This window comes from Pseudomonas sp. TH07, from assembly GCF_016651285.1.
GTDB lineage: Bacteria > Pseudomonadota > Gammaproteobacteria > Pseudomonadales > Pseudomonadaceae > Aquipseudomonas.
The window spans coordinates 2,676,166-2,688,698 of the sequence record NZ_JAEKED010000001.1; the positions used below are offsets into that span (position 1 = coordinate 2,676,166).

Here is a 12,533-nt window from a genome sequence, read left to right on the forward strand (position 1 = left end):
GAAGTGTTTGCCTAGAGCGCGGTAACAATAAAATTTGTAGGGATTTATTGAAGGTGGCGCTCTGGCGACTAGCCAAACACCTCAGTGCTTACAGGCGGAACTCATGGCCCAGATACACTTCCTTGACCAATTCGTTGGCCAGGATGGTTTCGGGCGTGCCCTCGGCGATCAGCTGACCGTCGCTGACGATGTAGGCGGTTTCGCAGATATCGAGGGTTTCCCGGACATTGTGGTCGGTGATCAGTACACCAATGCCCTTGGCCTTGAGGTGATGGATGATCTGCTTGATGTCGCCGACCGAGATCGGGTCCACGCCGGCGAAAGGTTCGTCGAGCAGGATGAATTTCGGCGATGTGGCCAGGGCGCGGGCGATTTCCACCCGGCGGCGTTCACCACCGGACAGGCTCATGCCGAGGTTGTCGCGAATGTGGTGGATGTGGAACTCCTGGAGCAGGCTTTCCAGTTCCTTGCGGCGGCCGGCCTTGTCGAGCTCCTTGCGGGTCTCGAGGATGGCCATGATGTTGTCGGCGACCGACAGCTTGCGAAAGATCGACGCTTCCTGGGGCAGGTAGCCGATGCCGGCACGGGCGCGGCCGTGCATGGGCTGGTGGCTGACGTCGAGGTCGTCGATCAGCACACGGCCCTGATCGGCCTGGACCAGGCCGACGATCATGTAGAAGCAGGTGGTCTTGCCGGCGCCGTTGGGGCCGAGCAGGCCGACGATCTGACCGCTGTCGATGGACAGGCTGACGTCACGCACGACCTGACGGCTCTTGTAGCTCTTGGCCAGATGCTGAGCTTTCAGAGTTGCCATTACTGGGCCTTTTGCTCGTCAGTTTTCTTTTTCGGCTGGATGACCATATCGATCCGCGGACGTGGCGCGGTGACCGAGCTGCCATTGGCGCGACCGGCGTTGGCGACCTGCTTGACGGTGTCGTAGACGATTTTCTCGCCTTCGGTGGTGTTGCCGTCGTTGATCACCTTGGCCTTGTCGATCAGTACGATGCGGTTTTGCGCAGCGTGGTACTGAATGGTCACGGCGTAGGCCTGTACCGGTTTGGGGTCGGTGGCTTTCTGCAACTGCTCGAAATACGCCAGGTTGCCCACCGAGGTCACCACGTCGATTTCACCGGACGCGGTGCGGGTGATGGTCACGGTATTGCCGGTGATCTTCATCGAGCCCTGGGTGATGATCACATCGCCCTTGTAGGTGGCGATGCCCTGGCGGTCATCGAGTTGCGCGTCATCGGCCTGAATACGGATAGGTTGTTGGCTATCGTTCGGCAGAGCCCAGGCGCTCACGCTTCCCAGTGCTGCGCCCAGACTGAGCAAAATAGGGAGGGTTTTAACGAGCCTCATACTGTCCTCTTACGTTCGATAGCAGGTTCATCCTGCCGTCTTTCAAATACGCTTTCATTCCCTTGGCCGTAGTCACGCCCCCGGCGCCGTCGATTCTAACGGCTTGCTCGGTCTGCGCATATTGCTTCTGCGGGAATACTGTCATGCGGGTAGTGGTAATCAGTACCGTGCGATTTTTCTCATCGGTGCGTGCGACCCGTACCGAATCGATCAGCTCGACTTCAGTGCCGTCCGGGTTGACCTCGCCGCGTTCGCTCTGGACATGCCAGGGAAAGGTGGTGCCGCGGTACATCTGCAGGTCCGGCTTGGTCAGCAGGGTAACTTCGGTGGCCTTCAGGTGCTCGACCTTGTCGGACGTCATCTCGTACTGCATTTTGCCGTCGGGCAGGTACTGCACGCTGCGGGCGTTGACCGCGTAATAGTCGATGGCGCTCTCGTCGACCTGTGCCACTGGCTTGTCGAGGAAGCGTTCCGGACTGATATTCCAGTAGCCGACGGCCGCGAACAACGCGGCAAGGACCCCGAACAGCAGAATGTTGCGAATCTTTTTGCTCAGCATAAAAGGCTCTATAAGTAGGCGGCGTTGGCCGCTTCAAGGCTGCCTTGGGCGCGCAGGATCAGCTCGCAGAATTCGCGCGCGGCACCTTCGCCGCCACGGGCCTGGGTGATGCCGTGGGCGTGTTCGCGGACGAAACTTGCAGCATTGGCCACGGCCATGCCCAGGCCGACGCGGCGGATTACCGGCAAGTCCGGCAGATCGTCACCGAGGTAGGCGACCTGGTCATAGCTTAGGCCGAGTTGGCCAAGTAGCTCGTCGAGTACCACCAGCTTGTCTTCGCGGCCTTGGTACAGATGGGGAATTCCCAGGTTCTTGGCCCGGCGCTCGACCACCGGAGTCTTGCGTCCGCTGATGATTGCGGTCTGCACGCCAGCGGCCATCAGCATCTTGATGCCCTGGCCGTCGAGGGTGTTGAAGGTCTTGAACTCGCTGCCGTCTTCGAGGAAGTACAGGCGACCGTCGGTCAGTACGCCGTCGACGTCAAAAATCGCCAGCTTGATGTTTTTGCCACGTTGCAGCAGGTCGGCACTCATCACATTACTCCGGCACGCAGCAGGTCGGACAGGTTGAAGGCGCCGATAGGTCGGTCCTCCTTGTCCACCACTACCAGTGCGTTGATTCGATGGTCTTCCATGATTTTCAGCGCTTCGGCTGCCAGCATATCGGCACGAGCGGTCTTGCCATGAAGGGTCATGACTTCATCGATGGTCGCATGGTGGATATCAATGGTGCGATCCAGGGTGCGGCGCAGGTCACCGTCCGTGAAGATCCCGGCCAGGCGCCCGTCGGCCTCGATGATCGCGGTCATGCCCAGGCCCTTGCGGGTCATTTCCATGAGCGCGTCCTTGAGCAGGGTGCCGCGTTGCACCAGGGGCAGTTCGCTGCCGGCGTGCATCACGTTCTCGACTTTCAGCAGCAGGCGACGACCCAGGGCGCCGCCCGGATGGGAAAACGCGAAGTCTTCGGCGGTAAAGCCGCGGGCTTCCAGCAGTGCCACGGCCAGGGCGTCGCCCATGACCAGGGCGGCAGTGGTGGAAGAGGTCGGCGCCAGGTTCAGCGGGCAGGCTTCGTGTTCAACGTGGACGTTGAGATTGACCTCGGCGGCCTTGGCCAGCGGTGAGTCCGGGTTGCCGGTGAGGCTGATGAGCTGGATGCCCAGGCGCTTGATCAGCGGCAACAGGGTCACGATTTCATTGGTCGAGCCCGAATTGGACAGGGCCAGGATTACGTCGTCCCGGGTAATCATGCCCATGTCGCCATGGCTGGCTTCGGCCGGGTGGACAAAAAACGCCGTGGTGCCGGTGCTGGCCAGGGTCGCGGCGATCTTGTTGCCGATATGCCCGGATTTGCCCATGCCGACCACGACTACGCGGCCTTTGCTGGCCAGAATCATCTCGCAAGCGCGTACGAAATCAGCGTCGATAAGGGGCAGCAGGGCTTCTACTGCTTCAACTTCGAGGCGGATGGTGCGTTGTGCCGATTGAATCAGGTCGCTGGATTGGCTCATGTCAGAAATCGTATAGCCTGATGAAAAGGCGGCGATTATAGCGGTAATGATCAATTCCCTCACGCAAGTTCGTCAGCCTTTCTTGGGGGTAACTAAGGAAAGGCCTGGTTTTTTGCCTGTCGTGTGGCTGAATAGCCGAGGCTTCGGCCTTGGGGGCTCCGTATCAGCAATGATATAGTTCGCCGCCAGTTCGGCCTGCCCCGGGTGAATCAACTCCCGGCAGGGAGCCTAGCGCCCGAGTGATAGGCTGCATCGCAAGGAGTTTAGATGAGTGCCGATAACGCCTACGCGGTCGAGCTGAAGGGGCTGTCCTTCAAGCGCGGTACGCGCAGCATCTTCAATAACGTGGATATTCGTATTCCGCGGGGCAAGGTCACCGGGATCATGGGGCCTTCCGGTTGCGGAAAGACCACCCTGCTGCGCCTGATGGGCGCGCAATTACGCCCCAGCGCCGGTGAAGTGTGGGTCAACGGCCAGAATCTGCCGGAGCTCTCACGCAGCGACCTGTTCGACGCACGCAAGCAAATGGGCGTGCTGTTCCAGAGTGGCGCGCTTTTTACCGATCTGGACGTGTTCGAGAACGTTGCATTCCCGCTGCGGGTCCATACCCAGCTGCCGGATGAAATGATCCGCGACATCGTCCTGCTCAAGCTGCAGGCGGTCGGGCTGCGTGGCGCCATCGAATTGATGCCCGATGAGCTGTCCGGCGGCATGAAGCGTCGCGTGGCATTGGCCCGGGCGATCGCCCTGGACCCGCAGATCCTCATGTATGACGAGCCGTTCGTGGGCCAGGACCCGATTGCCATGGGGGTTCTGGTGCGCCTGATTCGCCTGCTCAACGACGCGCTGGGCATTACCAGCATCGTTGTGTCACACGATCTTGCAGAAACCGCGAGCATTGCCGATTACATCTATGTGGTCGGCGATGGCCAGGTATTGGGGCAGGGCACGCCCGATGAGCTGATGGGGTCCGATAATCCGCGCATCCGCCAGTTTATGAAAGGCGACCCCGACGGTCCGGTACCCTTTCACTTTCCAGCGCCGGACTACCGCGCAGATCTTCTGGGGAAGCGCTGATGCGCAAGATATCTTTAGTGGAGAGGGTTCGCCTCTTCGGTCGTTCGGGCATCGATGTGGTTTCGGTGCTAGGGCGTTCCACGCTGTTTCTGTTTCACGCCTTGCTGGGGCGCGGCGGCATCGGCGGCAGTTTTGGCCTGTTGATCAAGCAACTGCATGCCGTGGGCGTGATGTCGCTGGTGATCATTGTGGTCTCCGGGGTATTCATCGGCATGGTGTTGGCGCTGCAAGGCTTCAATATCCTGTCCAGCTACGGGTCGGAGCAGGCAGTAGGGCAGATGGTCGCCCTGACGCTGTTGCGCGAACTGGGGCCGGTGGTGACTGCGCTGCTGTTCGCCGGGCGTGCCGGATCGGCGCTGACGGCGGAAATCGGCAACATGAAATCTACTGAGCAGCTGTCCAGCCTGGAAATGATTGGCGTGGACCCGCTCAAATACATCGTCGCCCCGCGTTTGTGGGCCGGCTTCATTTCCCTGCCGTTGCTGGCGATCATTTTCAGCGTGGTCGGGATCTGGGGTGGTTCGTGGGTGGCCGTCGATTGGTTGGGAGTCTATGAGGGTTCCTACTGGTCGAACATGCAAAATAGCGTGACGTTCAGCGGTGACGTGCTCAATGGTGTTATTAAAAGCATTGTCTTTGCGTTCGTCGTGACATGGATCGCCGTATTCCAAGGTTATGACTGTGAGCCCACTTCAGAAGGGATCAGTCGTGCCACTACCAAGACCGTGGTGTATGCCTCATTGGCTGTACTCGGCCTGGACTTTATTCTGACCGCCTTGATGTTTGGAGATTTCTGATGCAAAACCGCACCCTGGAAATCGGTGTCGGCCTTTTCTTGCTGGCTGGCATCCTGGCTTTGCTGTTGCTGGCGCTGCGGGTCAGTGGCCTGTCCCCGAGCGCAGCCACCGATACTTATAAACTTTATGCCTATTTCGACAATATCGCCGGTTTGACTGTCAGAGCCAAAGTGACCATGGCCGGTGTGACCATCGGCAAGGTCACGGCTATCGATCTGGATCGCGACAGTTTCACCGGTCGTGTGACGCTGCAAGTGGAAAAGCGCGTAGATAACCTGCCGACTGACTCCACTGCATCTATTCTCACGGCTGGCCTGTTGGGTGAGAAATACATCGGTATCAGCGTCGGTGGGGAAGAAGCCTTGCTCAAGGATGGCGGGACCATCCATGACACCCAGTCGTCGCTGGTACTTGAGGACCTGATCGGTAAATTCCTGCTCAATACCGTTAGCAAAGACGCCAAATGAGGAGTTTTTCCATGATCTCTACCTTGCGACGTGGCCTGTTGGTATTACTCGCGGCACTGCCGTTGATGGCTAACGCCGTGGCTGCGCCTTCCGCGCACGAACTGGTTCAGGACACCACTACCCGGTTGCTCGCCGATCTGGCGGCCAACAAAGAGAAGTACAAGCAGAGCCCAAGCGAGTTCTACCAGGCGCTCAACGGCATCGTTGGCCCGGTGGTGGATGCCGATGGCATTTCGCGCAGCATCATGACCGTGAAGTACTCGCGCAAGGCCACCCCGGAGCAGATGGCGCGCTTCCAGGAAAACTTCAAGCGCAGCCTGATGCAGTTCTATGGCAATGCGTTGCTCGAGTACAACAACCAGGGCATCACCGTATCTCCGGCCAAGGATGAAAGCGGTACCCGCACCAGCGTCGACATGCAGGTCAAGGGCAACAACGGCTCGATCTACCCTGTGTCCTACACCCTTGAGAAAATCAACGGTGAGTGGAAAGTGCGTAACGTGATCATCAACGGCATCAATATCGGCAAGCTATTCCGTGATCAGTTCGCTGATGCCATGCAGCGCAATGGCAACGACCTGGACAAAACCATCAACGGTTGGGCCGGTGAAGTGGCCAAGGCCAAGGAAGTGACCGAAGACGCCGCGCAGAAGGCCGCGCAATGAGCGAGTCGGCCGTCCGCCAGGGGAATGCTGGCGAATTGCTGCTTAGCGGAGTGCTGGATTACCGCAGCGGCCCGGGCCTGCGCAAGCAGGGTCAGTCGCTGATCAAGGCCAGCCAGGACGCCACATTGGTGCTCGATTGCTCGGCGGTGACCAAGTCCAGCAGCGTCGGTCTGGCGCTGCTGCTGGCGTTCATGCGTGATGGGCTGGCGGCTGGCAAGGCCGTCAGCGTTCGTGGATTGCCCGAAGACATGCGTGAAATTGCCCAGGTCTCCGGCCTCACCGAAATCCTGACCCATCCGTAATAACCCACCTTTATAGAAGCCCCCCGTCAGAGTCCTGCTATGCGGGGTTCGCAGGCGCGGGGCTTTTTTGTATGATGTGCGACCCGCGCGCACAGGGCGCCGATTGAGGTTGAGCATGCAGGCCACCGAAGTGAAGAGCTTTCTTGAGGGAAAGCTGTCCGAGACTCTTTTATCAGTACAGGTAGAAGTTGAGGGCGAAGGCTGCAACTTTCAGCTGAACGTGATTAGTGACGAACTGGTGGCTTTGAGCCCGGTCAAGCGTCAGCAGAGCATCTATGCCCATTTGAACCCATGGATCGCCGATGGCAGCATCCACGCGGTCACTATGAAATTTTTCAGCAGCGCGGCCTGGGCCGAGCGCACCTGAGCCCAAGGGCGTCGAGATTCTTATGGATAAATTGATTATTACCGGCGGTGTTCGTCTTGATGGCGAAATCCGCATCTCCGGGGCGAAGAACTCCGCCCTGCCGATTCTGGCTGCTACCCTGCTGTGCGATGGCCCGGTGACTGTGGCCAACCTGCCGCACTTGCACGACATCACCACCATGATCGAGCTGTTCGGTCGCATGGGCATCGAACCGGTGATCGACGAGAAGCTCAGCGTCGAAATCGACCCGCGCACCATCAAGACCCTGATCGCACCGTACGAGCTGGTGAAAACCATGCGTGCCTCGATCCTGGTACTGGGCCCGATGGTTGCCCGTTTCGGCGAAGCCGAAGTGGCCCTGCCTGGCGGTTGCGCCATCGGTTCGCGTCCGGTCGACCTGCACATCCGTGGCCTGGAAGCCATGGGCGCGGTGATTGACGTCGAAGGCGGCTACATCAAGGCCAAGGCCCCTGAGGGCGGCCTGCGCGGTGCGCACTTCTTCTTCGACACCGTCAGTGTGACCGGTACCGAAAACATCATGATGGCGGCCGCTCTGGCCAAAGGCCGCAGTGTGCTACAAAACGCCGCTCGCGAACCTGAAGTCATCGACCTGGCGAACTTCCTGATCGCCATGGGCGCCAAGATCAGCGGCGCCGGCACCGACACCATCACCATCGATGGCGTCGAGCGTCTGCACCCGGCCACCTACAAGGTGATGCCGGACCGTATCGAGACCGGCACCTACCTGGTGGCTGCAGCCGTTACCGGCGGCCGCGTCAAGGTCAAGGACACCGATCCGACCATCCTCGAAGCCGTGCTGGAAAAACTGCGCGAAGCCGGTGCTGAAATCACCTGCGGCGAAGACTGGATCGAACTGAACATGCACGGCAAGCGGCCGAAAGCCGTGAACGTGCGCACCGCTCCGTACCCGGCGTTCCCGACCGACATGCAGGCGCAGTTCATCTCCCTCAACGCGATTGCCGAAGGCACTGGCGCGGTGATCGAGACCATCTTCGAAAACCGCTTCATGCACGTTTACGAACTGCACCGCATGGGCGCCAAGATCCAGGTCGAAGGCAACACGGCCATCGTCACGGGCACCGAGAAGCTCAAGGGTGCGCCTGTCATGGCCACCGACCTGCGTGCTTCGGCCAGCCTGGTGATTTCGGCCCTGATCGCCGAAGGCGACACCCTGATCGACCGCATCTACCACATCGACCGTGGTTACGAGTGCATCGAAGAGAAACTGCAGATGCTCGGCGCCAAGATCCGCCGCGTACCGGGCTAGTTTCTGCTGCAATTGTGGCGAGGGAGCTTGCTCCCGTTGGGCTGCGCAGCAGTCCCGCTGTTGGGGCCGCTTTGCGACCCAGCGGGAGCAAGCTCCCTCGCCACAGTTTGCTGTTAACTGATTTGCTTCATCGAGGCTGTAATGGCCTCGATGCGTGTCCGGCGCCGTTTGCGACCGGGCATCAGTAGCCTGATAAGGACTGACGTTTCCCATGTTGACCATCGCACTGTCCAAGGGCCGCATTCTGGACGACACCCTGCCGCTTCTGGCTGAAGCGGGTATCGTGCCGACCGAGAATCCGGACAAGAGCCGCAAGCTGATCATCCCCACGACCCAGGCCGATGTGCGCCTGCTGATCGTGCGTGCCACCGACGTGCCGACTTACGTCGAGCATGGTGCTGCAGACCTGGGCGTGGCCGGTAAAGATGTGTTGATGGAATACGGCGGCCAGGGCCTGTATGAGCCCCTGGACCTGCGTATCGCCCTGTGCAAGCTGATGACCGCGGGCCGGGTCGGCGATGTCGAGCCCAAGGGCCGGCTGCGGGTGGCGACCAAGTTCGTCAACGTTGCCAAGCGTTACTACGCCGAGCAGGGCCGCCAGGTCGACATCATCAAGCTCTACGGCTCCATGGAGCTGGCGCCGCTGATTGGCTTGGCCGACAAGATCATCGACGTGGTCGACACCGGCAACACCTTGCGCGCCAATGGCCTGGAACCCCAGGATTTCATTGCCGACATCAGCTCCCGGCTGATCGTCAACAAGGCATCGATGAAAATGCAACACGCCCGTATCCAGGCGTTGATCGACACCCTGCGCAAAGCAGTGGAGTCGCGACACCGCGGCTGATTTACCCGCGCAACCTTGAGTTGCGCCCGTCTATCCGCCTCATAGCCAGAATTCTCAGGTGCCCAAGCGGATCGAATGGTAGCTTCGGGCGCCTGAGTTTTTGCCATTCCTATGAGGCTCTCGCTATGACCGCACCGACTGCAATTCGCCGACTCAACGCTGCTGACCCGGATTTCGCGCATCATCTGGATCATCTGCTGAGCTGGGAAAGTGTGTCTGACGACTCGGTCAATCAGCGGGTGCTGGATATCATCAAGGCCGTGCGCGAGCGTGGCGATGCGGCGCTGGTGGAGTTCACCGAAAAGTTCGATGGCCTGCAAGTGGCGTCCATGGCCGACCTGATCCTGCCGCGCGAGCGCCTGGAACTGGCCTTGACCCGCATCACCGTGGCCCAGCGCGAAGCCCTGGAAAAGGCTGCGGCTCGGGTGCGCAGCTACCACGAAAAACAGAAACAGGATTCCTGGACCTACACCGAGGCCGACGGCACGGTGCTGGGCCAGAAAGTCACCCCTCTGGACCGTGCCGGGCTCTATGTGCCGGGTGGCAAGGCGTCCTATCCGTCTTCGGTGCTGATGAACGCGATTCCGGCCAAGGTCGCCGGTGTCGCCGAAGTGGTGATGGTGGTGCCCACCCCGCGTGGCGAGCTCAATGAGCTGGTGCTGGCCGCGGCCTGCATTGCCGGGGTCGACCGGGTCTTCACCATCGGTGGCGCCCAGGCGGTAGCCGCCCTGGCCTACGGCACTGAAAGCGTGCCTCGGGTGGACAAGGTGGTGGGGCCGGGCAACATCTATGTCGCCACCGCCAAGCGCCACGTCTTTGGCCAGGTGGGGATCGACATGATCGCCGGCCCGTCGGAGATCCTGGTGGTGTGCGATGGCCAGACCGATCCGGACTGGATCGCCATGGACCTGTTCTCCCAGGCCGAGCACGACGAGGACGCCCAGGCGATCCTGGTCAGCCCGGATGCCGAGTTCCTCGACCGCGTGGCGGCGAGCATCGCCAAGCTGCTGCCGACCATGGAGCGCGCCGAAATCATCAACACCTCGATCAACGGCCGTGGCGCCCTGATCAAGGTGCGCGACATGCAGCAGGCGATCGACGTCGCCAACCGCATTGCCCCGGAACACCTGGAGCTGTCGGTGGCTGACCCGCAAGCCTGGCTGCCGCAGATTCGCCACGCTGGCGCGATCTTCATGGGACGCCACACCTCGGAGGCCCTGGGCGACTATTGCGCGGGCCCGAACCACGTGTTGCCGACCTCCGGCACCGCGCGTTTCTCGTCGCCGCTGGGGGTTTATGACTTCCAGAAACGTTCGTCGATCATCTTCTGCTCCGAGCAGGGGGCTTCCGAACTGGGCAAGACCGCTTCCGTGCTGGCCCGTGGCGAGTCGCTGACCGCCCACGCCCGCAGCGCCGAGTACCGCATCGTCGACGATCAAGAGCAGGGGCAATGAGCATGAGCAAATTCTGGAGTCCGTTCGTCAAGGATCTGGTGCCTTATGTGCCGGGCGAACAGCCGAAACTGGCCAAGCTGGTCAAACTCAACACCAACGAAAACCCCTACGGCCCATCGCCCAAGGCGCTGGCGGCGATGCGCGCCGAGCTGAACGACAACCTGCGCCTCTACCCGGACCCCAACAGCGACCTGCTCAAGCACGCCGTCGCCGAGTATTACGGGGTGCAGGCCAGCCAGGTGTTCCTTGGCAATGGTTCCGACGAAGTGCTGGCACATATCTTCCACGGTCTGTTCCAACACGAGCAGCCGCTGCTGTTTCCCGATATCAGCTACAGCTTCTACCCGGTGTATTGCGGGCTGTATGGCATCCCGTTCGAAGCGGTGGCGCTGGATGAGCAGTTCCAGATTCGCGCGGCAGACTACGCCCGGGCCAATGGCGGGATCATCTTCCCCAACCCCAACGCGCCCACCGGTTGCCTGTTGGCGCTGGAGGCGATCGAGCAGATCCTCAAGGCCAGCCCGGACTCAGTGGTGGTGGTGGATGAGGCCTATATCGACTTTGGCGGCCAGACCGCGATCAGCCTGGTGGACCGTTACCCGAACCTGCTGGTGACCCAGACCCTGTCCAAGTCTCGTTCCCTGGCGGGCCTGCGGGTCGGTCTGGCGGTGGGCCATCCGGACCTGATCGAGGCCCTGGAGCGGATCAAGAACAGCTTCAACTCCTACCCGCTGGATCGCCTGGCGATTGTCGGCGCCGCCGCGGCATTCGAGGATCGTGAGTACTTCGAGCAGACCTGCAAGCAGGTGATCGACAGTCGCGGGCACGTGGTGGCGCAGTTGCAGGCCAAGGGGTTTGAAGTCCTGCCGTCGGCGGCCAACTTCATCTTTGCCCGTCACCCGCAGCACGACGCCGCCGGCCTTGCGGCCAAGCTGCGTGAGCAGGGGGTGATCGTGCGTCACTTCAAACAGGAACGCATTGCGCAGTTCCTGCGTATCACCATCGGCACCCCGGAGCAGAACCAGGCGCTGATCGACGGCCTGGGCGAGCTGTAGAGCGCTGCCGGCCTGAGGCATCAGCCGCCGCAATGGCGGCTGATGCGGGCTGCAGGCTTATTCGTGATGGGGTTCGCCGAGGAAGGTCAGGGAACTGAACAACCCGCGTGACGCCACATCCGGGTTGTCTTTCACCGGGACTTCCACCTGCGCCGCAATCACGTTCAACCCCTCATTGCGCACAATCACCCGAGCCCGGCCTTCGGCATCGGTTTCGCTGCTCAAGGTGTTGGGCGCGTTGCGATAGTCACCTATCAGCTTGACCCCGGCCACGGGCTTGCCGTCGAGCAGCACCCGAACCGGCAGGGCGTTGCCCGGGCCGACAGTCAGCGGGTCGACTTCCGGGCGGATCAATAGCTTGATCTGCTGCAACTGGGGCAACTTGGCCCCGGGCTGGTAAATCGCCAAGCTGTACTTGAAGGTCTGGGTCGATGCCACCGCGCCGGGCACTGTGCGGCGTCCCTGGTTGACCCACTTCTGGTCCGCGGTCTGCGACCACATGCCGTTATCCAGCGCCACTGCCATGATTGCCGGCGGCTTCAGTGGCGACAGGCGTCCGTGGTCGGGCAGGCGCTGGACCGTCACCGGGATCATTTTGCCGCTGCCATCAAAGGCCCAGGCGCCACTGATTTTTTGCGCGTTGAAGGCGTTGTCTTCGGCGCCGTGGCCGTAGACGACCTCAATATTGCCGCGTCGTTGTTCGGTCCACAGACCGTGGGCCGAGGCCTGGGCAACGAACAGCAAGCCGAGCAGTCCGCAGAGGGCGCGTGAGGGGAGGGGGTGCATGGC

Annotated in this window: 16 protein-coding genes; 10 read left to right on the forward strand and 6 right to left on the reverse strand. The window is 61.0% G+C overall.

Going from position 1 to position 12,533, the window contains the following annotated elements; genetic code table 11:
- Positions 1–88 precede the first annotated feature (88 nt).
- Genes lptB through JFU57_RS12460 form a run of 5 tightly spaced genes read right to left on the reverse strand, consistent with a single transcriptional unit; the run spans position 89 to position 3,425 of the window.
- Positions 89–814, reverse strand: a complete 726-nt coding sequence (lptB, locus tag JFU57_RS12440; protein ID WP_078469843.1) for an LPS export ABC transporter ATP-binding protein — start codon at positions 812–814, stop codon at positions 89–91.
- A complete protein-coding gene (gene lptA / locus JFU57_RS12445; protein WP_043229373.1) occupies positions 814–1,359 on the reverse strand; it encodes a lipopolysaccharide transport periplasmic protein LptA in 546 nt (181 codons plus the stop codon). Before lptA ends, lptB begins: the two co-directional genes overlap by 1 nt.
- Positions 1,346–1,918 (reverse strand): LPS export ABC transporter periplasmic protein LptC, encoded by a 573-nt coding sequence (lptC, locus tag JFU57_RS12450; protein WP_078469844.1) that lies wholly within the window; start codon positions 1,916–1,918, stop codon positions 1,346–1,348. Before lptC ends, lptA begins: the two co-directional genes overlap by 14 nt.
- Before the next feature lie 8 nt (positions 1,919–1,926).
- On the reverse strand, positions 1,927–2,451 hold the full coding sequence (locus tag JFU57_RS12455) for a KdsC family phosphatase (RefSeq protein WP_020297145.1): 525 nt from the start codon (positions 2,449–2,451) through the stop codon (positions 1,927–1,929).
- Entirely contained in the window at positions 2,451–3,425 is a 975-nt protein-coding gene (locus tag JFU57_RS12460; protein ID WP_020297146.1) for a KpsF/GutQ family sugar-phosphate isomerase, read from the reverse strand. The genes JFU57_RS12455 and JFU57_RS12460 overlap by 1 nt, the downstream gene beginning before the upstream one ends.
- Positions 3,426–3,692: 267 nt before the next feature.
- On the opposite strand from JFU57_RS12460, the gene JFU57_RS12465 reads away from it, so the two are divergent.
- From JFU57_RS12465 to hisC, 10 genes are all read left to right on the forward strand, one after another.
- Positions 3,693–4,502, forward strand: coding sequence for an ATP-binding cassette domain-containing protein (locus JFU57_RS12465; RefSeq protein ID WP_020297147.1), 810 nt, complete (start codon positions 3,693–3,695; stop codon positions 4,500–4,502).
- Positions 4,502–5,299: a lipid asymmetry maintenance ABC transporter permease subunit MlaE gene (gene mlaE / locus JFU57_RS12470; RefSeq protein WP_020297148.1), complete on the forward strand. Its 798-nt coding sequence runs from the start codon at positions 4,502–4,504 to the stop codon at positions 5,297–5,299. The genes JFU57_RS12465 and mlaE overlap by 1 nt, the downstream gene beginning before the upstream one ends.
- Positions 5,299–5,766 carry an outer membrane lipid asymmetry maintenance protein MlaD gene (mlaD, locus tag JFU57_RS12475; RefSeq protein ID WP_020297149.1) on the forward strand — a complete coding sequence of 156 codons (468 nt, stop codon included), beginning with the start codon at positions 5,299–5,301 and terminating at the stop codon, positions 5,764–5,766. Before mlaE ends, mlaD begins: the two co-directional genes overlap by 1 nt.
- 11 nt (positions 5,767–5,777) lie before the next feature.
- Positions 5,778–6,431, forward strand: a complete 654-nt coding sequence (locus JFU57_RS12480) for an MlaC/ttg2D family ABC transporter substrate-binding protein (protein WP_020297150.1) — start codon at positions 5,778–5,780, stop codon at positions 6,429–6,431.
- The gene (locus JFU57_RS12485) at positions 6,428–6,733 is read left to right on the forward strand and encodes an STAS domain-containing protein (protein WP_078469845.1); all 306 of its coding nucleotides are present in this window, start codon (positions 6,428–6,430) and stop codon (positions 6,731–6,733) included. Before JFU57_RS12480 ends, JFU57_RS12485 begins: the two co-directional genes overlap by 4 nt.
- A 115-nt stretch (positions 6,734–6,848) precedes the next feature.
- The gene (locus tag JFU57_RS12490; protein WP_020297152.1) at positions 6,849–7,100 is read left to right on the forward strand and encodes a BolA family protein; all 252 of its coding nucleotides are present in this window, start codon (positions 6,849–6,851) and stop codon (positions 7,098–7,100) included.
- Between the two features lie 22 nt (positions 7,101–7,122).
- Positions 7,123–8,388, forward strand: coding sequence for a UDP-N-acetylglucosamine 1-carboxyvinyltransferase (gene murA, locus JFU57_RS12495; RefSeq protein ID WP_020297153.1), 1,266 nt, complete (start codon positions 7,123–7,125; stop codon positions 8,386–8,388).
- Between the two features lie 211 nt (positions 8,389–8,599).
- On the forward strand, positions 8,600–9,235 hold the full coding sequence (gene hisG / locus JFU57_RS12500; protein WP_007901570.1) for an ATP phosphoribosyltransferase: 636 nt from the start codon (positions 8,600–8,602) through the stop codon (positions 9,233–9,235).
- Positions 9,236–9,360: 125 nt separating this feature from the next.
- The gene (gene hisD, locus JFU57_RS12505) at positions 9,361–10,689 is read left to right on the forward strand and encodes a histidinol dehydrogenase (RefSeq protein WP_020297154.1); all 1,329 of its coding nucleotides are present in this window, start codon (positions 9,361–9,363) and stop codon (positions 10,687–10,689) included.
- A gap of 2 nt (positions 10,690–10,691) precedes the next feature.
- Positions 10,692–11,744, forward strand: a complete 1,053-nt coding sequence (hisC, locus tag JFU57_RS12510; protein ID WP_201129469.1) for a histidinol-phosphate transaminase — start codon at positions 10,692–10,694, stop codon at positions 11,742–11,744.
- Positions 11,745–11,801: 57 nt separating this feature from the next.
- On the opposite strand, the gene JFU57_RS12515 is transcribed toward hisC, so the two are convergent.
- The gene (locus JFU57_RS12515; RefSeq protein ID WP_201129471.1) at positions 11,802–12,530 is read right to left on the reverse strand and encodes a DUF4198 domain-containing protein; all 729 of its coding nucleotides are present in this window, start codon (positions 12,528–12,530) and stop codon (positions 11,802–11,804) included.
- Positions 12,531–12,533 lie beyond the last annotated feature (3 nt).

What these genes read in the sequence shown, in the direction of transcription:
- lptB (WP_078469843.1), bottom strand. Translation starts at nt 814, where the DNA reads ATGGCAACTCTGAAAGCTCAGCATCTGGCCAAGAGCTACAAGAGCCGT.
- lptA (WP_043229373.1), bottom strand. Translation starts at nt 1,359, where the DNA reads ATGAGGCTCGTTAAAACCCTCCCTATTTTGCTCAGTCTGGGCGCAGCA.
- lptC (WP_078469844.1), bottom strand. Translation starts at nt 1,918, where the DNA reads ATGCTGAGCAAAAAGATTCGCAACATTCTGCTGTTCGGGGTCCTTGCC.
- JFU57_RS12455 (WP_020297145.1), bottom strand. Translation starts at nt 2,451, where the DNA reads ATGAGTGCCGACCTGCTGCAACGTGGCAAAAACATCAAGCTGGCGATT.
- JFU57_RS12460 (WP_020297146.1), bottom strand. Translation starts at nt 3,425, where the DNA reads ATGAGCCAATCCAGCGACCTGATTCAATCGGCACAACGCACCATCCGC.
- JFU57_RS12465 (WP_020297147.1), top strand. Translation starts at nt 3,693, where the DNA reads ATGAGTGCCGATAACGCCTACGCGGTCGAGCTGAAGGGGCTGTCCTTC.
- mlaE (WP_020297148.1), top strand. Translation starts at nt 4,502, where the DNA reads ATGCGCAAGATATCTTTAGTGGAGAGGGTTCGCCTCTTCGGTCGTTCG.
- mlaD (WP_020297149.1), top strand. Translation starts at nt 5,299, where the DNA reads ATGCAAAACCGCACCCTGGAAATCGGTGTCGGCCTTTTCTTGCTGGCT.
- JFU57_RS12480 (WP_020297150.1), top strand. Translation starts at nt 5,778, where the DNA reads ATGATCTCTACCTTGCGACGTGGCCTGTTGGTATTACTCGCGGCACTG.
- JFU57_RS12485 (WP_078469845.1), top strand. Translation starts at nt 6,428, where the DNA reads ATGAGCGAGTCGGCCGTCCGCCAGGGGAATGCTGGCGAATTGCTGCTT.
- JFU57_RS12490 (WP_020297152.1), top strand. Translation starts at nt 6,849, where the DNA reads ATGCAGGCCACCGAAGTGAAGAGCTTTCTTGAGGGAAAGCTGTCCGAG.
- murA (WP_020297153.1), top strand. Translation starts at nt 7,123, where the DNA reads ATGGATAAATTGATTATTACCGGCGGTGTTCGTCTTGATGGCGAAATC.
- hisG (WP_007901570.1), top strand. Translation starts at nt 8,600, where the DNA reads ATGTTGACCATCGCACTGTCCAAGGGCCGCATTCTGGACGACACCCTG.
- hisD (WP_020297154.1), top strand. Translation starts at nt 9,361, where the DNA reads ATGACCGCACCGACTGCAATTCGCCGACTCAACGCTGCTGACCCGGAT.
- hisC (WP_201129469.1), top strand. Translation starts at nt 10,692, where the DNA reads ATGAGCAAATTCTGGAGTCCGTTCGTCAAGGATCTGGTGCCTTATGTG.
- JFU57_RS12515 (WP_201129471.1), bottom strand. Translation starts at nt 12,530, where the DNA reads ATGCACCCCCTCCCCTCACGCGCCCTCTGCGGACTGCTCGGCTTGCTG.